The sequence below is a fragment of the Microvirga sp. HS2 genome, assembly GCF_055792805.1.
On sequence record NZ_JBVVAJ010000049.1, the window covers coordinates 1 to 18213 of the forward strand.

General features: G+C 63.0%; 15 protein-coding genes and 3 pseudogenes. 2 read left to right on the forward strand and 16 right to left on the reverse strand.

Annotated features, from left to right (window positions below):
• Positions 1–118: 118 nt before the first annotated feature.
• Positions 119–340: pseudogene (locus ACS5Q0_RS25085) on the reverse strand (IS6 family transposase); the annotation flags it as partial.
• 320 nt (positions 341–660) lie between these two features.
• A pseudogene (locus ACS5Q0_RS25090) lies at positions 661–1307 on the reverse strand (IS110 family RNA-guided transposase); the annotation flags it as partial.
• 60 nt (positions 1308–1367) lie between these two features.
• Here ACS5Q0_RS25090 and ACS5Q0_RS25095 point away from each other — a divergent pair.
• A pseudogene (locus tag ACS5Q0_RS25095) lies at positions 1368–2066 on the forward strand (IS6 family transposase).
• A gap of 316 nt (positions 2067–2382) precedes the next feature.
• Here ACS5Q0_RS25095 and ACS5Q0_RS25100 read toward each other — a convergent pair.
• The 8 genes from ACS5Q0_RS25100 to ACS5Q0_RS25135 all read right to left on the reverse strand — a co-directional run bounded on the left by ACS5Q0_RS25100 (position 2383) and on the right by ACS5Q0_RS25135 (position 10932).
• Positions 2383–3813 carry an NAD(P)(+) transhydrogenase (Re/Si-specific) subunit beta gene (locus tag ACS5Q0_RS25100; protein WP_473129380.1) on the reverse strand — a complete coding sequence of 477 codons (1431 nt, stop codon included), beginning with the start codon at positions 3811–3813 and terminating at the stop codon, positions 2383–2385.
• Between the two features lie 10 nt (positions 3814–3823).
• The gene (locus ACS5Q0_RS25105; RefSeq protein ID WP_473129381.1) at positions 3824–5395 is read right to left on the reverse strand and encodes a Re/Si-specific NAD(P)(+) transhydrogenase subunit alpha; all 1572 of its coding nucleotides are present in this window, start codon (positions 5393–5395) and stop codon (positions 3824–3826) included.
• A gap of 170 nt (positions 5396–5565) precedes the next feature.
• Positions 5566–6369 carry an ABC transporter ATP-binding protein gene (locus ACS5Q0_RS25110; RefSeq protein ID WP_473129382.1) on the reverse strand — a complete coding sequence of 268 codons (804 nt, stop codon included), beginning with the start codon at positions 6367–6369 and terminating at the stop codon, positions 5566–5568.
• Between the two features lie 52 nt (positions 6370–6421).
• Complete coding sequence (locus tag ACS5Q0_RS25115) at positions 6422–7165, reverse strand: ABC transporter permease (protein WP_473129383.1); 744 nt, start codon at positions 7163–7165, stop codon at positions 6422–6424.
• Positions 7166–7262: 97 nt separating this feature from the next.
• Positions 7263–8255 (reverse strand): ABC transporter substrate-binding protein, encoded by a 993-nt coding sequence (locus ACS5Q0_RS25120; protein ID WP_473129384.1) that lies wholly within the window; start codon positions 8253–8255, stop codon positions 7263–7265.
• Between the two features lie 440 nt (positions 8256–8695).
• The gene (locus tag ACS5Q0_RS25125; protein WP_473129385.1) at positions 8696–9655 is read right to left on the reverse strand and encodes a CobW family GTP-binding protein; all 960 of its coding nucleotides are present in this window, start codon (positions 9653–9655) and stop codon (positions 8696–8698) included.
• A 47-nt stretch (positions 9656–9702) separates the two neighbouring features.
• Positions 9703–10170, reverse strand: a complete 468-nt coding sequence (locus ACS5Q0_RS25130; RefSeq protein ID WP_473129386.1) for a RidA family protein — start codon at positions 10168–10170, stop codon at positions 9703–9705.
• A gap of 12 nt (positions 10171–10182) precedes the next feature.
• Positions 10183–10932 (reverse strand): GntR family transcriptional regulator, encoded by a 750-nt coding sequence (locus ACS5Q0_RS25135; RefSeq protein WP_473129387.1) that lies wholly within the window; start codon positions 10930–10932, stop codon positions 10183–10185.
• A 351-nt stretch (positions 10933–11283) separates the two neighbouring features.
• Between ACS5Q0_RS25135 and ACS5Q0_RS25140 the strand changes: the two genes are divergently transcribed.
• Positions 11284–12651 (forward strand): cytosine deaminase, encoded by a 1368-nt coding sequence (locus tag ACS5Q0_RS25140; RefSeq protein ID WP_473129402.1) that lies wholly within the window; start codon positions 11284–11286, stop codon positions 12649–12651.
• A gap of 64 nt (positions 12652–12715) precedes the next feature.
• On the opposite strand, the gene ACS5Q0_RS25145 is transcribed toward ACS5Q0_RS25140, so the two are convergent.
• From ACS5Q0_RS25145 to ACS5Q0_RS25170, 6 genes are read right to left on the reverse strand one after another with little or no spacing between them, the layout of a single operon-like run.
• On the reverse strand, positions 12716–13705 hold the full coding sequence (locus ACS5Q0_RS25145; protein ID WP_473129388.1) for an isochorismatase family protein: 990 nt from the start codon (positions 13703–13705) through the stop codon (positions 12716–12718).
• Complete coding sequence (locus ACS5Q0_RS25150; protein ID WP_473129389.1) at positions 13702–14043, reverse strand: 2-hydroxymuconate tautomerase; 342 nt, start codon at positions 14041–14043, stop codon at positions 13702–13704. Before ACS5Q0_RS25150 ends, ACS5Q0_RS25145 begins: the two co-directional genes overlap by 4 nt.
• Entirely contained in the window at positions 13962–14633 is a 672-nt protein-coding gene (locus ACS5Q0_RS25155; RefSeq protein ID WP_473129390.1) for a resolvase, read from the reverse strand. The genes ACS5Q0_RS25150 and ACS5Q0_RS25155 overlap by 82 nt, the downstream gene beginning before the upstream one ends.
• Positions 14612–15958, reverse strand: coding sequence for a dihydroorotase (locus ACS5Q0_RS25160; protein ID WP_473129391.1), 1347 nt, complete (start codon positions 15956–15958; stop codon positions 14612–14614). Before ACS5Q0_RS25160 ends, ACS5Q0_RS25155 begins: the two co-directional genes overlap by 22 nt.
• Positions 15955–16845 carry a dipicolinate synthase subunit DpsA gene (locus ACS5Q0_RS25165; RefSeq protein WP_473129392.1) on the reverse strand — a complete coding sequence of 297 codons (891 nt, stop codon included), beginning with the start codon at positions 16843–16845 and terminating at the stop codon, positions 15955–15957. Before ACS5Q0_RS25165 ends, ACS5Q0_RS25160 begins: the two co-directional genes overlap by 4 nt.
• On the reverse strand, positions 16845–17930 hold the full coding sequence (locus tag ACS5Q0_RS25170; protein WP_473129393.1) for an NAD/NADP octopine/nopaline dehydrogenase family protein: 1086 nt from the start codon (positions 17928–17930) through the stop codon (positions 16845–16847). Before ACS5Q0_RS25170 ends, ACS5Q0_RS25165 begins: the two co-directional genes overlap by 1 nt.
• Between the last annotated feature and the right edge of the window lie 283 nt (positions 17931–18213).

Sequence of the window (18213 nt, forward strand, 5' to 3'; positions counted from 1 at the left end):
GACGGCCGCAGCTTGCAGGGGTTTGAGGCCGACACCTGACTGCAGACCTCGAGGGGCCAACCCTCATCTCTTGTACAGCTCCACATCTCCTCCTTCAGAAATGTGTTCGTGACACACCGTCGACATGCCACTTTCCCGTGACGGCTCTCTTGCGGCGATTGAACCGCTCCAGCAGTTCGGGTGAGTACCGGATGACCCATCTGTGAATGGTAGCGTGATCGACCGAGATGCCTCGCTCGGCCATCATCTCTTCCAGGTTCCGCAGGCTTAGGCCGTAAGCGAGATACCACCGGACGCACAGCAGGATCACCGAGCGATCGAAATGACGGCCTTTGAACATCTAAACCTCCGGAGCTGGCCGGAGGCATAGACAGAACTAAGTTACTGATGGGTTTGCGACATGTGTGGACGCCCCGCGAGACGCAAGAGAAATCTTCAGGTTTGATGCAGCGCGTGGTCAGGGTCTGACATGTGTGCGGCCTCTACTGCGGCTCACATGCCGCGGGCCCGGATGGGAGTTCGCGGATCAGGTCCAAATCAGATCCACGTGCTTGGAACACGTGTCGCAAAGCTGGTTTTCCTGATCCCGTCTCGGTGACCGTTGCGCCATCTCTCTCCTTTGACCTTCCCACGCCCCAACAGCCCCTCAGCCGCTAACGCTTAGGCCATCGCGACTGGAGCCTGATAAACCCCGCCTCTTGCCATCAGAGCCAGACGATGCGAGCCATCTTGTTGGCCAGCGCCACGCGTACCAGCATCGGCGGCTTGCGTGCAATCATGCGCGCCATCCACGAGCCTGCCGGAGCCCCGTTTCGAGCCGCCCACCGGACGACGGCACTCGCGCCGATGATCAGCAGGCGGCGCAGCGTTCGCTCGCCCATCTTGGAAATGGCGCCCAGCTTCTGTTTGCCGCCAGTCGAATGCTGCAAGGGTGTGAGCCCCACCCAGGCGGCGAAGTCTCTGCCTCGCTTAAACGTCTCGGCCGGTGGGGCAAGCGCCGCCAAGGCTACCGCGGTCACTGGGCCGACGCCGGGAATCGTCATCAGCCGACGCGCTGTCTCATTCTCCTTGGCTCTGTCGACGATCTCATGGTCCAGATGGGCAATCTGCCCGTCCAGTCCCCGGAGTGTCTCGATCAGCATCTGGAGGATTGGACGAGCGAGCTCCGGGATTGGCTCGGCTGGATCCGTGACAGCCTGCACGAGTTGCGGAACGCGAGCCGGCCCTTTCGCCGCCACGATCCCGAACTCGGCCAAATGTCCTCGCAGGGCATTGATGATCTGGGTGCGTTGCCTGACGACTCCGTCGCAGATTTTTTGCTTCTATGTTGCGTCTACCATACCCAAACTCTCACGGATGGGGGTGGCGTGTTCAAGGGCAGGCATTTTAATCGATCTGTTATCCTGCTCTGCGTGCGGTGGTGTCTGGGCTATAATCCCAGCCTGCGAAATCTTGAGGAGATGATGGCTGAGCGCGGCATCGCCGTCGAACATGCGACCATTCATTTTTGGACCATCCACTATGCTCCGCTCCTGCTGGAGCAGATTAACCGGCTCAAGCGACCTGTTGGCCGGAAGTGGCATGTGGACGAAGCTTAGATCAAAGTCCGTGGTTGATGGATGTACTTGTATCGCACAATCGACAGCAACGGCAACACAGTCGAGTTCTGGTTTAGCGAGCGACGGAATCTGACGGCTGCCAAGCGTTTCTTGCGCAAGGCACTCAAGCGCCATGATCGGCCTGAGCGGATTGTGATCGACGGCAGTCAGACCAATCGCGAGACGATCCTGTCCTGCGATACTGCCGATCGGCTTTAAGATCGATCTAGGCGTTGCGTGAAATCCATTCGCATCCGGCAAAGTGTCTAACTCAATAAGCGCATCGAGCAGGACCATCGCGCTATCAAGAGGTGCGTCCGACCCATGCTCGGCTTCCAGTCTCCGGCCCCTGCCCGTGTGATCCCCGGTGGGATCGAGTTGATCCACATGATGCGCAAGCAGCAGGTGAAGTACGCCTGCGATCGGCAGTCATCACGCGCCGAACAGTTTGACCTGCTCTCTGCCTAAACGCGCTACCGCGCATCTGCTCTCCTCTCGTCCCCCTCTCCGAATTTGTGACGAAACCGATCACCTTCCTGTCCCGGCTCTGGTCTTGAAGCGGTGTGCCAGACGTGCTCCGATTTCAAGGCCTCAAAGACGATTTCGGTAGCTGAGGTTTGCTCAACATCTAAAACACGATGCAGCTATAGGCACTCGCTCCAGTTAGAGCTGCTGCTCTAGACTCGTCGTTGACATCGACCCTGCTGACGCGATCGCGAACCCAAACATACTTGGTCGATACAAGAAGCCAATGGCTCATTCTTCTGTTTCTTACAAGAATGCTTCAGATGGCCTGGACGAGTTGATCGATGCTAGCTTTGGCGTCGCCGTAGAACATGCGGGTGTTGTCCTTGTAGAACAGCGGGTTCTCGATCCCGGAATAGCCCGTCCCCTGCCCGCGCTTCGACACGAACACCTGCTTGGCCTTCCACACCTCCAGCACCGGCATGCCGGCGATCGGGCTGTTCGGGTCCTCCTGGGCGGCCGGGTTGACGATGTCGTTCGAACCGATCACGATCACCACGTCCGTGCTGGAGAAATCCTCGTTGATCTCGTCCATCTCCAGCACGATGTCGTACGGCACCTTGGCCTCGGCCAAGAGCACGTTCATGTGCCCCGGGAGGCGGCCAGCGACGGGATGAATGGCAAACCGCACCTCCTTGCCCTTGGCGCGCAACCGCCGCGTCAGTTCTGAGACCGACTGCTGCGCCTGCGCCACGGCCATGCCGTAGCCCGGCACGATCACGATGCTGTCGGCCTCCTCCAGGGCGGTCGCCACCCCGTCGGCATCGATGGCGATCTGCTCGCCGGCAATCGCCATCACCGGGCCTGTGGTGGCACCAAAGCCGCCGAGGATCACGCTGACGAAGCTGCGGTTCATCGCCTTGCACATGATGTAGCTCAGGATGGCACCCGAGGACCCGACCAAAGCGCCGGTCACGATCAGCAGGTCGTTGCCGAGCGTGAAGCCGATGGCGGCCGCCGCCCAGCCCGAGTAGGAGTTGAGCATCGAGACCACCACCGGCATGTCGGCCCCGCCGATGCCCATGATCAGATGATAGCCGATGAAGAACGCCAGCAGGGTCATCGCCACGAGGGGCCAGATCCCGGCCCCGTTGACGTACATCACGCCCAATACCAGCGAGAGGAGCGCTGCTCCGGCATTGAGCCCATGGCCGCCGGGCAGCTTCTTCGCCTTGCCGCTCACCTGGCCGGCCAGCTTGCCGAAGGCGATCACGGAGCCGGTGAACGTCACCGCCCCGATGAACACGCCTAAGAACACCTCGACCTTGAGGATCGCGATCTCGACCCCCGTCTTGTGCGCGAGCACGCCGGCGAAGCCGGTCAGCGCCTGCCGTGAGGCCTCGTCCAGGGCGAGCACGCGCTGGAGTTCAAGCTCGGCGTTGAAACCGATGAACACGGCCGCCAGACCGACGAAGGAGTGCAGCGCCGCCACCAGCTGCGGCATCTCGGTCATCTCGACCTTCCTGGCCACGTACCAGCCAATCGCCGAGCCGATCACCAGCAGGACGGCAATGACAGCGTAGTTGCCGACGCCGGGGCCGAGCACGGTGGCCCCCACGGCCAAGGCCATGCCGGCCATGCCGTACCAGACGGCACGCTTGGCGCTCTCCTGGCCCGAGAGGCCGCCGAGGGAGAGGATGAACAGGATGGCGGCCGCCACATAGGCCGCGGAGACGATACCAACGCTCATCGGAGGCTCCTTACGACTTCTGGAACATGGCGAGCATCCGGCGCGTAACCAGGAAGCCGCCGATGATGTTGATGGTGGCGATCAGGAACGACAGCGAGGCCAAGCCAACCACCAGCCAATGGCTCGAGCCCACCTGCAGCAGGGCGCCCAGCACCACGATGCCGGAGATGGCGTTGGTCACGGCCATCAGCGGCGTGTGCAGCGAGTGGCTGACGCTCCAGATCACCTGGAAGCCGACGAAGCAGGCGAGCGCGAAGACGATGAAGTGGGCCATGAAGCTCGCCGGCGCATAGGCGCCCACGAGCGCGAGCAGCAGGCCGCCCAGGACCAGCAGCCCCACCTGCGTGCGGGTCTGGCTGCGGAAGGCCGCCGCTTCTTGCGCCCGCTTCTCCTCCGGCGTCAGCTCCTTCGGCTTCTCCTTCGGCTTGGCGGCGGCAATTGCCCGCACCTTGGGCGGCGGTGGCGGATAGGTGATCGCGCCTTGATGCGTGACCGTGGCCCCGCGGATGACGTCATCGTCCATGTTGTGATGGATGACGCCGTCCTTGTTCGGGGTCAGGTCGGCCAGGAAGTGGCGGATGTTGTTGGCATACAGCGTCGAGGCCTGAGCCGCCATGCGGCTGGGGAAGTCGGTATAGCCGATGATGGTGACGCCGATCTCGGTCACCACCTTCTCGTCCGGCACGGTCAGATCGCAGTTGCCGCCGCGCTCGGCCGCGAGATCGACGATCACCGAGCCCGGTTTCATCGCCTGCACCATGTCGTCGGTCCACAGCTTCGGGGCCGGCCGGCCGGGGATCAGAGCGGTGGTGATGACGATGTCCATCTCCGGCGCCAGTTCGCGGAACTTGGCGAGCTGCTTCTCGCGGAACTCCGGGCTCGAGGGGGCGGCATAGCCGCCGGTGGCGGCGCCATCCTGCGCCTCCTCGAACTCGAGGAAGACGAACTGGGCGCCCATCGACTCGATCTGCTCGGCCACCTCAGGCCGGACATCGAAGGCGTAGGTGATGGCACCAAGGCTGGTGGCCGTGCCGATGGCGGCCAGCCCTGCCACGCCGGCCCCCACGACCAGCACCTTCGCGGGCGGCACCTTGCCGGCGGCGGTGACCTGGCCGGTGAAGAAGCGGCCGAAGTGGTTGCCGGCCTCGATCACGGCGCGGTAGCCGGCGATGTTGGCCATGGAGGAGAGCGCGTCCATCTTCTGGGCGCGCGAGATGCGCGGCACCATGTCCATGGCGATGACCGTGACGCCTTGCGCCTTCGCCAGTTCCAGAAGCTCGGCGTTCTGCGCCGGCCAGAAGAACGAGATCAACGTCTGGCCGGGACGCATCTGCGCGATCTCGGCCTCGGCGGGCGGCTGAACCTTCGCGACCACGTCCACGGCGGAGAGCAGGGACGCGGCATCCGGCACGACGGTCACGCCCGCCTGAGCGTAGGCCGCATCCGACAGTCCCGCGCTCGCCCCCGCCCCGGCCTCGACGAAGCACGCATGTCCGAGCTTCTGCAGCTGACGCGCGGAGTCCGGCGTCAGAGCAACGCGCCTCTCGCCAGGAGAGATCTCCTTCACTGCCCCTATCTTCATCGTCTGAGATCCTTAGAAACGTCGGTGAGCCCGGCTGATCATGCCGTCACGAAACACCGCCGGCATGCGGGTCGGCCGAGCCGTTGCGGCGGGCTGCCCGCCCGGTCTCCTCCCGGCGGGACTGGAATTGTCGGCTCCCGGCGCCCAACGGCGCCCGAGCCTTGGACACCTTAATGCGAGACAAGCACGCCCTTGGACTCGAAGATGTCGCGAATCTGACGGACATAACCATGATACGCCTTGTCCTCGTGCGTGCGCGTCCATTGGCGGGGTCGCGGCATGTCGATCCTGAGATCGAGATCGACACGGCCGGGGCGTGGCGACATGACGAGCACGCGATCGGCGAGGAACACGGCTTCGTCGATGCCATGGGTAATGAACAGCACCGTATTGCGAACCCGCAGCCACATGGATTGAAGATCCATGATCATCTGCTCGCGCGTCAGGGCGTCGAGGGCGCCGAAGGGCTCATCCATGAGAAGCAGCCCCGGCTCCTGGATCAGCGCCCGGCAGATCGCAACGCGCTGACGCATGCCGCCCGAGAGTTCGGAGGGGTACTTGTTGCCGAAACCCTTGAGGCCGACCTGGGCGAGCAGCTCCTCGGCCCGCACGCGGTATTTGGCAAGATCCAGGTGCTTGATCTCGATCGGGAGCAGGATGTTGTCGAGAACCGTGCGCCAGTAGAGAAGCAGATCCGATTGGAAGACCACCCCGGTCTTGGGGTGAGGCCTGTTGACCAGCTCTCCGTCGATCGCGATGTTGCCGGTCGATGCAGGGGTCAGACCTGCGAGCAGCGAGAGCAACGTGCTCTTGCCGCATCCGCTCGGCCCGACCACAGCCACGAAGCTGCCCGGCTCGATCTGGAGATCGACCTTGTCGAGGGCGAGGACGTCGTCGTCCTCACGTGTCTGGTAGCTTTTCGAGAGCCTCGAAATTTCGACTGCGGCCCCGCTGGTGTGGCTAGAGATACCCATTGAACTGCCTCACTGTACGTCCCTTGATGTGACCGAACGCCATTCACGCGTCTTACTTGGGCGCGTCGCGCTTGTAGGTGACGCGAGCCTCCACCATATCGACGACGAAATAGAGCAGCACGCCGATCGCCGAGATCGTCACGACCGTTGCGAAGTTGAGCGTGGTGTCGAACAGCGAGTTCGCCTGAAGCTGCAGATAGCCCAGGCCCCGCTCGGCGGAGACGTATTCGCCGATCACCGCTCCGATCACGGCCAGCGAAACCGCCACCTTGAAGCCCCCGAAGATGTTCGGCAGCGCCGCGGGAAGGCGGATCTTGAAGAAGATCTGCCATTCGTTTGCCCCCATGGAGCGGGCCAGGTTCACGAGGTTCTTGTCGAGGGACTGCAGGCCGACGACGGTCGAGATCACGATCGGAAAGAAGGAAATCAGGAACGCGAGCGTGATCTTCGGAGCCCAGCCATAGCCGAGATACAGAACGAGAATGGGTGCAAGGGCGACCTTCGGAACCGTCTGCAGCGCGACGAGGATCGGGTAGATCGCCCGCTCGAACGGCTTGGAGTAGAAGATCGACAAAGCCAGCGGAATGCCGATCACCGCTCCGAAGGAAAATCCCGCGATGACCTCGAAAAGCGTGACGTAGGAATGGGTCGCGAGCAGCGGAATTTCGCTGACGATACGCTTGGCGATCGCCAGCGGCGTCGGCAGAACGAACTCGGAGAGTCCCAACAGCGGGACCAAGGCCTGCCAAGTTCCGATCAGGACAGCCGCCAGGATGAGCGCCGAATAGCGCTCCATCCATGTGCTCCGTGCCTTCCTCTTGCGTTTCATGCTCTTCGACTGCTTCCCTAGCGCCTGACCGACGCCGACAATATCTGTGCTCGCCACCATAGCCTCACTGCTTCAGAAGTTCGTTGGTGTAGAAGGAGGACAAAGGCTTGACGCTGCCGACGTCCTCGTCGAGCTTGATCAGCTCGATCGCCTTGGCGACGACTTTTTCGTCGATCCAGCCCATGGGCTTGCCGTCCATCTTCGGCATCGACGCGGAGGTCGCCTCGATCTGCCGCTGGATGACCTTGTCGGAGGGTCCGCCCTGCCAAATCGCCTTCAGGGCCGCCGTCGCAGCGGCGGGATCGGCTCGGGTCATGTCGATCGCTTTTGCGTTCGCCGTGAGGAACTTGCTGAGGTTCGCCCCCTTCTTTTCGATACCTGAATTGCTTGCCACCAGAGCCAGGCCGGGCACTCCCAGTCCGTATTCCGGCAGATCGAGCGTCGGGAACGTGGTTCCGGTTCGCTCCTCCAGCACAGGAAGATCGTTGGTCCGGTAGACGCTGACCACATCGACCTGCTTCTGCAGGAACTGGGGAACGCGGGACTGCGCGTCCATCTGGATCTTCTTGACCTTGCTGCAATCGACCTTGTTGATGTCGCAGAATGCGCTCAGGTAAGAGGTTCCCGTCTCTCCGACGGCATGGGCGACCGTCTTGCCCTCGAGATCCTTCGGCGCCTTGACCGGTTTCTCGGGATGGGAGATGAGCGCGATGGGCGTCGTGGGCTGGTACAGGGCGATGATCTTGACGGGCATCCCTTTCTGAATGGCCGAGATCGCGAAGATCCCGGGAAGCACGACGACATCCTCCTGGCCCTGGATCAGGGCCCCGAGCGCGGCCTGTGCGCCCGCCCCCTCGCCGAGCTTCAGAGTCAAGCCCGCTTCTTTGTACAACCCTTTCTGCTCTCCTAGATAGAAGAAGCCGTATTCGCCCTTCAGCTTCCAGCTGAACCGGACGTTGATGTCCTGGGCCATCGCGCTTTGGCTTGCCAGAGTGGCAGCGATGACGGCACTTGCCGTAAGCGCAACTCTTCGAACGAGACGTGCAGCATGAGACATTCTTCCCTCCCGAATACGACGCCTGGGGGCGTCATCTTGCTCTGAGCGGCCTGCCTTCTTCTATGGTGAGCGCGGAGGCATTTACGAACCGCAGACTTGATCTCATGTTGTGATCACAAATTGACGGTGTCAAGGGCAAGTTTCGGTCGGCTGTCTTTCGACCGACCTCTGGTACGAAGGGCAATTGCGGCCGGCCATGACGCTATAGCATGGGTGAAAGAGGAATGTCGTCACGGCGACCGGCGACGATGCGCTCTTCCGGACGGGGAGCACCGAGCGCAAGGCTGCGCATCAGGACAATCGACCGCACGGGACTGTCGGGCGAGAACGCGGACCGGCATCCGCCCGCCTCGGGACATGCCTCGAAAAAGAGGATCCGTTTCACCGAAAGAACACGATGCGGCAAGGCAAGGAAGAGAGCCGATCCCGCCTCAGTGGGATCAGCTCTGGCGAATGGGCGCGAAGGTGCTGGGCAGGGATCTCATGATGGCGCTTTTGCTGAGGTTGCGCGCGATGAAGACCAGCCACCCCTTCCGCCTGCCGTCGGGCCAGGCGGGCAAATATTCCGGGGGATAAACGACATGCTGAACGCCGTGTATCACGAGAGGGCGCGGATCGCCTGCGACCGACAGCAGTCCTTTGACGCGCAGGATGCTTTGGCCGCGGTTGACGAGGAGCAGCTCCATCCATTCCACGAACGATGGCCAGTCGACCTCGCTTTCGACCTCGACCGTGAATGTTTCGATCCCGTCGCTATGCATGCCGGCTGGCAGCGTGCCCGTCATCTGGGCATAGCCCGGCTCCCAGTTCTCCCGCTCTTCGAAGATATCCTTTGCGCGAGGCATTGCGTTCCTGCTCGAGACGAGCGGGCTGACGCGCGGATTGATCCGGGAGATGCCGAGCCTGACGGAATCGAGCTGCCACGGCTCGACGATGTCCGATTTCGTGATGAGGATCGAGTCGGCCAGCGCGACTTGTTGACTGGCCTCCGCGAAGCGTCCGATGCTGTCGAGACCGGTGACGGCGTCCACGGCCGTGATGATGCGCCCTGCGCGGTAGACGCGCCTGAGTCGCAGGTCGCTCATGACCGCGTGCATGATGGGAGCAGGATCGGCAAGTCCGGTGGTCTCGACGACGATCTGGCGAAAACGCGTCACGGCTCCACGATCGGCCATCGCCAGCAGGTCCACCAGGGTCGACACGAGATCGTCGCGAACCGCGCAGCACAAGCATCCGGATGAGAGCAGCACGGCGTCTTCCGAGACTTCCCTCACGAGAAGATGGTCCAGCCCGACCTCGCCGAACTCATTGATGACCACGGCCGTATCGGCCAGGTCGGGTTCGCCTAGCAGGTGCGTGAGGAACGTGGTCTTGCCGCTTCCGAGAAAGCCTGTCAGCACATGAACCGGTATTCTATGGTCTGTAACGGAGGACGACGGCTGCACGGTCAGTCGACCTCGAATATCGCATCCACCTCGACGGCGACGTTGCGCGGCAAGGAACTGCAGCCGACGGCGGCGCGGGCATGACGCCCCGCCTCGCCGAAGACCGCCACCATCAGATCGGACGCGCCGTTGATGACCTTGGGATGATCCTCGAAGGCCGGATCGGCATTCACGAAGCCGCCGAGCCGGACGACCCCCACGACCCTGTCGAGATCTCCCTCCAGGGCGAGCCGAAGCTGGGCGAGAATGTTGATCGCGCAGAGACGGGCCGCGGCCTGGCCTTCTTCGATCGACACTCCAGCGCCGAGCTTGCCGGTGAACTTGTCCTGACCTCCCTGCCTGGGCACCTGCCCGGACACGTACACCAGGTTGCCGACGCGGCGCGCCGGTACGTAGTTGGCCGCCGGAGCAGCCGCGTCGGGCAGGCTGATGCCCAGCTCGGCCAGTTTATGCTCGTATCGTCCCCCCATCACACGCCCTCCTTAAGATACCTTGCGCGCCGACAAGTCGAATTGCAGCTCCTGCCCCAAAGTGAATGGCAGCTCGATGCCGTGCGACCCGGCGACGCTGAGCAGCGCCCGGCAGGTCGTGCGGATATCCTGGATCACGCCGCGCTTCGCCGCGGTGGCATTCCCCGCCTTCAGGGCCGCCAGGATGGCCTCGTGATCGGAGGCGTTCCACGGCATCGAGGGGATCAGCAGCGACATGTACATCGTCGGCCCAAACTGCAGCCAGAGGGACTCGATCAGCGGGCTCAGCACCTCGGATTCGGCGGCGTTGTAGAGCGTGAAGTGGAATTCCTGATTGATCGAAAGGCAGTTCATGATGTCGCGCCGTTCGATCGCCGCGAGCAGATGCTTGTTGATCCTGGCGAGCTCGTTCATCAGGCCCGGCGTCGCTTTTTCGACCGCGAGCTCGGTTGCCATGCCCTCAAGCAGCTCCCTCACCGAGAAGAGATGGCTCAGCTTTTCGGGATTGAGGCGTGGCACGCGGACCGAGCCGCCTTTCGTCTCCTCCAGAGCATTCGCCGCAACCAGCCTGCTCAACACCTCCCGGACGGGCATGGGACTGGTCCCCAAGGCCTCCGCAAGCTTGCGCAGGCTCATCACCTGCCCGGGGAGAAAAGCGCCGACCATGAGGCCGCGCCGCATGTAGTTCAGAACGTGCTCATGGACATGGCCGCGCTCCGGCTTGGTCTGCGCGGGTTTTTCCGTCTTTGATTTGTCACTCATCCTTGATCCATTTTCCACGCCCTCCGTCTCTCGTCCGAGACCCTCAGACGTCGCGGCACGCCACGCTGAAAGGAGCCTGCAGACGCCCTCATCAAAGCGTGACCTTGACGGTGGAGAGTTGACGGCGCCGGCCTTGTGATCTCATAGTGTGATCAATATTCCAAACCATGCGAGATGGCAACCTGTAATCCCACCGCACCTTCGAGCCATCGGCATGCACACAGCTGCGACGAACGCCGTGATACATTATAGCCCATATTTCCCCGGCAGTCATGGATCGGCCCCGGAATCCGTGGCCCGGCCGACGGCTTGCCGAGAGTTCTCCCAGCAATGAGGGCCCGCCACATGCCGATGCCGCCTCCCACCCAAGCAGGCCTTCGGGAGGCAATTGCCGCCCATGCGGCGCGGGGACGCTACGTCCTTGGCAATGTGCGCCTCGATCCTTCTTCGGCCCAGGGGTGCATCACGGCGCCCGCGGCCGCGGATTTCGTCCTCGCCGATCTGATCATCGAGGCCGGAAAGATCGCGAGAATCGCGTCCGCGCGTTCTGCGTCCGAGCGCTGCGGCGAGAACGACGCTCCTGTCGTCGATACCGGCGGACGAGTGGCGCTTCCCCTTTTCGTCGACTGCCACACCCATCTCGACAAAGGTCACATCCTGCCGCGAACGGCTGAAGCCGATGGTTCCTTTCCGACCGCGCTCTCCGCCGCGAAGGCGGACCGGGAGGCGAACTGGTCGTCCGAGGATCTGTTGCGCCGCATGGATTTCTCCTTGCGCTGCGCCTATCACTACGGGACGAGAGCCGTCCGGACGCATCTCGACTCGCAGCCTCCGCAAGACACGGTTTCGTGGCCGGCCTTCCGGGAGCTTCGGGACCATTGGCGCGGTCGAGTAGATCTGCAAGGCTCCTGCCTTTTCGGCATAGACTTCGCCCGCGATGAGACGTTCCTCGCGCATATTTCACGGGTGGTCGCCGCCTGCGGCGGAGTGCTCGGCGCGGTCGCCTACCCGGTACCCGATCTCGACATGCTTCTCGACAGGATGTTCGCGGCCGCGGGACGATACGGCCTCGATCTCGATTTTCATGCGGACGAAACGGCCGACCCTTCGTCGGACTGCCTGCGGCGAATAGCTCTTGCCGCCCTCCGGGCCAAGCCGCGCGGAAAGGTGCTGGTCGGACATTGCTGCTCCCTCGCCGGCCAGCCCCCATCGACGGTCGAGGAAACGCTTGGCAGAGTCGCCGATTCCGGCCTCGCGGTCGTATCCTTGCCCACATGCAACCTTTACCTGCAGGACCGCCGTCGCGACGGCACCACACCCCGATGGCGCGGCGTCACGCTTCTGCACGAGATGAGGCGTCGGGGCATTCCTGTCGCGCTCGCTTCGGACAATACCCGGGATCCGTTCCACGCCTATGGCGATCTCGACATGCTCGAGACCTATCGCCTCGGCACCCGCGTTCTTCATCTCGACAACCCGACCGGATCCTGGCCGACGACCGTTTCGACGATCCCGGCCGCCATCATGGGGCTCGACCGGACCGGAGAAATCCGTGAAGGGCGGGAGGCCGACTTCATCCTGTTCGAAGGCCGCTCCTGGTCCGAGATCCTTTCGCGCCCGGAAAGCAACCGCGTCGTCGTCCGCAGCGGCTGCCCGCAGATCTCGTCGCTGCCTTCCTATGCAGAGCTCGACGGGCTCGAAGGCCTGGCTCCGGATTGAACCACAGAATCGTTTCGCCCGCCGACGGTACGGCGGGCGATGGCCACGAGGGACGGCACTGGGCTCAGGCGGTGGCGCCGACCTGATAGAGCTCGATCTTGGTTCCGTCCGGATCGGCGATATAGATCGTCAATCCGTAAGGGCCATTGTGGAGTTCGTTGTAGTAGCGCACGCCGGCCTTTTTGAGCTTGATGTCGAGAGACCGAACGTCGTTGACCTCGAATGCGATGTGGTCGAGCTGACGATGCCCGGCCTCGCGTCCGTCGATGAGCGCAATGCCTTGATGGAAGGCGGTGAACGGCCGCCCGTCGGCGAGCGGCTTGGCCGGCCTGATCGTGAATCCGAGCAGGTTGGTGTAGAACTCGACCGACTTCCCGATATCGGACACCATGATGAGCTGATGACCGTAGTTCGTCACGCGGGGCTTTATCTGCTCGCCGATCCAGTCGAGAACCTCCGACGAGGAGGCGACCTCGCAAAAGTACTGTTTCCAGACCTGCTTGGCCGTCGCCTCCCAATCCGGGTTGACGCCCGAAACGCAGTCGTCGACCGCGACGACGTCGAGATCGCGGAGATAGGCTTCGCGGATGCTCGTCTCCACGCAGGCATTGGTGGTGGCGCCCGTGACGAAGAGGTGGTGCGTTCCGAGCATCTTCAGCATCATCTCGAGACGCGTCTCGTAAAAGGCTCCGAAGCGATGCTTGCGAATGACGAAGGACGGGTCGAACTCGGCCAAAGGCTTGAGTTCGTCGATGATCTCCTCGTCCCAGCTGCCCGCCAGCGCCGAAACCTGCTTGCGGCGGGCCGTATGGCCCAAGAGCTTCTTCTTGGCGCGGTTATGGTCGAGGGCGAAATGCTCCTGCATCGTCCAGATCACCGGGATCCCGACGTTCTGGCATCTTTTGATGAGTCTGGCGAGCGGCGGGACGATCGACGCCAGGCGTTTCGTGTCGACCCCGGAGATGCCGAGCGTGCCCTTCTCGTGGATGAACGCATTCTGCAGGTCTATGACCAGCAGCGCCGACTTGCGGTAGTCGAGGACTTCCAAGCTCATCTCTGATCCTCCAGCTTGTCGCTCTTGTTCTCGGCCATGTCGATGCCGAGAACGCCGCCGCGCCCCCAGCTGTCCTTGGCGGTCTCGTGAATGACCACGTGCAGGTGATCAGGCTTGCATGCGGCCTCTTCCACCATGGCCTTCGTGATGGCCCTGACGAGGTTGCGCTTCTGTTCGACGGAGCGCCCCTCCCACATCTCGACGATGACGAACGGCATATCTCTCCCCCTCCTTCTCTCTCTCTCTGGATGCTGTTCTAGCCGGCCCAAATGGGCGCGGCCGGTGCGAAGCCCGTAACGAAGTCGTTCTTGCCTTTGTCGCTTCCGCTGATGAGCCAAAGCGGACGGTTGGCGTAGTTGATCAGAACCTGCTCCTCCATGCAGAGGCGGTTCGCAGGGTGCCGCGGGTCGCGATCGAAATGGCTGGTCGCGGGCATGATCCTGATGACGAAGAGAGGCTCCGACGAATCGAATTCATCGAGCGCCTCCGGTCCGATGGCACGCACGTCGATCGCTTTCGGACGCGGCCGACCGGATCCGACCGGGAGCAGCACCACGGCCCCGGAAAGCGGCGAGACTGGCCAGTAGCGCCCCTCCCGGCCCTCGCGAAGGAACCCGGCGTAGCGGCCTGCCTCCACGAACAATTCGCTGTCCCAGAGAACGAGATCCGGTCCGATGACGGCCTGTGCGGCATCGATCACAGGCTGGCTCTCGCACAGCTCGAGAAAGCACCAGGGATCGGTCAGCCCGATCCCATGCCCCCATGGGTTGTGGATGCCCGAAAGTCTTTCCTGGCGGATCGTTCCCCTGCGCGCCGCGATCTCCGTCACAGCCTCGCGGACCGACATCCGCTTGGGCGTCAACGGGTTACGGCCCGCCAGATCCGGTTGGAAAGGCGGTGCCGCGCTCATGACGGCAACGTCACGCATCGGCCGCGGCCATAGTGCCTTTCGGCGACGGCGCCTTGTTCATAAACGACCTCGCCGCGCGCCACCGTCATGACCGGCCAGCCCTTCAGCGTCCACCCTTCGTAGATGCAGGTGCCTTTTCCGGTGTGATTCACGGTGCGCTCTTCATCGAGGTCGACGAGCACCAGGTCGGCGTCGAAGCCGACATCGATGTGGCCCTTGCGGGGCCAGAGGCCGAAGCGGCGGGCGGGATTGAACGAGTTCAGCTCGACGAGGCGGGTGAGCGGAAGTCCCCGCTGATGCACACCGAAATGAAGCATCAGGGACAGCTCCCACGGGAAGGACACGACACCTGGAAACTCCGTCCACAGGTCCTCGCGCTTCTTGGGGAGGAAAGGCACGTGGTCGGTGCCCAAACTGTAGACCGAACCGTTCAGGATGCCCTGCCAGAGACCTTCGAGCTCATTCCGATCCCGCAGCGGAGGCGAGATCTTGGCCCGCATGTCGAGATCCTCGTCGTAGCAGGTCCGCGTGAGATAATGCGGGCAGGTCTCGACCGTCACCTGAACGTCCCGGGCTTGCGCCTCCACCGCGAGCACGGGTCCCATGCCGACCGAGGTGTGAACCAGATGTAGAGAGCATCCGGTCTTCTCGGCGAGGAAGATCATGCGGCGGATGGTCTCCACCTCACAGAACGCGGGACGCGATTCCGTATAGGCGCCGAGATCCTGGCGGCCCGTCGCGGCGATTTCCTTCTTGATCCAGGAAGCGATCTGCGTGTTCTCGCAGTGAACGTTGATCACGCCTCCCGGGACCTTGGACAGGATGCGCATGGCCGCATACACCCAGCCGTCGGTCGCCGGCACGATCCCGATCGGATTGTCCGGCTCGTAGCCGAAATAGCATTTGAACGATTTGACGCCCGTCTTGGCGATGATCTCGGGAATCTCGGCGATGTGCTCCTCACGCTGGATCCCGAAATGAAAGCCGAAATCGACGACGGAGTTTTCCTCACCGATCGCCTTCCGTTCCTCATAGAAGGGCAGATAGGATTCTTTGAGGTTTCGAATGTAGAGCAGGATCGTCGTCACGCCGCCCGAGGCGGCAGCCGCCGTCTCGGTCCGCATGTCCTCGGCAAAGGGAAATTTCACGCCGAGATGGCAGTGCGGGTCGATCACGCCCGGCATCAGGACGCGTCCTTCGGCGTCGATCGTCCGCGTGGCATCCGGTAAAACCTCGTCGGCGCCAGTGAGGACGATCCTGCCGCCCTGAACCGCTACACCCCCATGGAACTCGCCGTCGTGACGAACGACGCGGGCATTCTTGATCACCAAATCCGCTTTCATTGCCTTTGCTCCAGGATCCCTTCGATCCGACGAAGAATGCCGCTCCACTGGCTGCGACCGACGGTGATCGGAGCCCGTGCGCCCATGCCGCGCGCCCAGATGGCCTTGAGTCCCCTCGCGGACGCCGCATCCCGATCGATGGTTCCCGGAGGCGCCGCCACGTCGACGAGGAGCGCGTGTTTGGGCAGAAGAGCGAGCTGTTCGGGACCGACCAGCTGCTTGGGAACGGTCCCGATGACGATGTCCATCTTAGGCAGGATCTGTGAAAGCTGCTCCAGCGTGAAGGATTCCGCGCCCGCCGCGTAAGCGGCCGCCCTCTGCACCGGGTTGCGCGCCGCGACATGGACCTTGGCGCCAAGAGCGACGAGCGTGCTCGTCAAGAGCGATCCGATCGTGCCCTGGCCCACCAGGCAGATATTCGACTTGTGGATGGTGATCTGCGTGTTCTCGATGATGACCTTGAGCACGCCCTCCACGATCGCGGGACCGCGCAGCAGCATCAGATCGACATCCCATTCGTACTCGTGCAGTGTAAGGCCCAAAGCCTCGCAATGAGCCTTCAGATTCGCGTCGGCCCAACCGAGAATGACGTGCCCGGGTCGTCTCATGCCCGCCAGCATGTCCCGCGTCGGGACGATCTTTTCCGGAGCTTTCGGGGCGAACAGCGCGCCTTCGGCCGAGATGCCCGGAATGGGAAAGAGGGCAATGTCGGCGCCTTTCAAGGCGTCCGCGGCGTCACGGGCATGATAGACTCCTTCGATGCCTTCTTCGGGCCATGGAAAACCATAGGCCCGGACGACGGCTCCAGCCTGAACCGCGCAGCGTGCGATCTCCTGCTCCCGCGCGTCGCCCGCCACAATGGCGATCACTGTATCGTGCCAGCTCATCACATTCTTACCTTTTCAATGACCTGCTGCTTGGACATCCCGGCGATTCCCATCGCTTCCGCCGTGCGCCCCCCGTCGCGGTAGTCGGTTCCGACGGCAAGCTGGGCCAGGCGATAGAGCGCCTCCGCGACCGGAGCCTCGACCTCGGCGATCCGGGCGAATTCCAGGAAGGGCAGCAGACCGTGGCCGAAATCCTCTCTGTAGTAGCGGTTCTGCAGCGAGTCCGGTCCCTTGATGCGGCTGTTGGCCGTGCCGCCTGAAATCGCCGCGCGATAATCGGTGGTGTCCGCCACGTCGGGTTCGACCGTGCCGAGGAGCTTCATCTCCTCGATGAGGTTCGGGAGCTTGTGCCCGAAGGCTTCCGCGACGGCGAGGCGCTCCCGGTCGAGCTGCTGCATCACCCGGGCCACGCCGGGCGTCATGGCATCGACATAGAACGTGAAATCGCCGCCCGTGGCTTCCACCCAGGCGGCTGCCAGGACGGCGCCAGGCGGATGCAGGATCATGTTGACATTGGAAAGGTCGGAAGCAATCACGTCCTCAACGGGGACGAGGCCGGGATAGAGCGCGGCGGCGAGCTCGACCGCATGGGCGCCGCCCTTGAGGCTTGCGGCCTTCAGGTGCTTTGCGCGTCCGCTGATCGTGACGCCGTCAGGGCGGTATTTCCGCGCCACGTAAGTCATCGTCGAGAATTCGACCACGGGAGGCGCCGCTCGGCCGCTCCGGGAGAAGGCCTCGGCGAATTCGAGCGCTCCGCCGGTATGCCCCGGATTGAGCACGACGAGCCTGTTGGAGGGCCAGCCGGCGGCGGCCAGGGCGGTCGCCATCGCCGAGTGCGTGAATGTCGGCAGCACGACGGCCGCCACGTCGACGCCGGAGATCGCCGCCTTCAGATCAGCGGTGATCAGGGCCGGATTGGCGACGCCCTCGCCGAGCTTGCCGTCGAACGCGATGCCCCCGAGCCTGATATGGGGCTCCAGAGTGTCGGCGGACCGCGCCCAGAAGTGAACGTCGTGGCCAGATTGAACCAACTCGACGACAGATGCCGCGCCGCCTGCTCCCGCGCCCAGTACTGCTACTTTCATGTCGTTCCTCCGAGGGTGGAAGCGCAGTCATGTCGCCCGGCACCGACAGGCACCGGCGTCTCTGCCTTCTCGTCCCCTGCTTCGTCTTATTATTTGATCACAGTTTATGATCACATACGTGCTTGTCAAGCACGAGGAAGAAATTTTGCTCCTGTCCCCGCATCGGTCGAACGATATTGCCGGGACTCGGCAGATGGCGCTGGGCGGACACGACGGCTGGGATGAATCCACGCGCAGGATGACAGGAGCGCAGAAGCCCTGGAATGCTCCATAAGGACGAGAC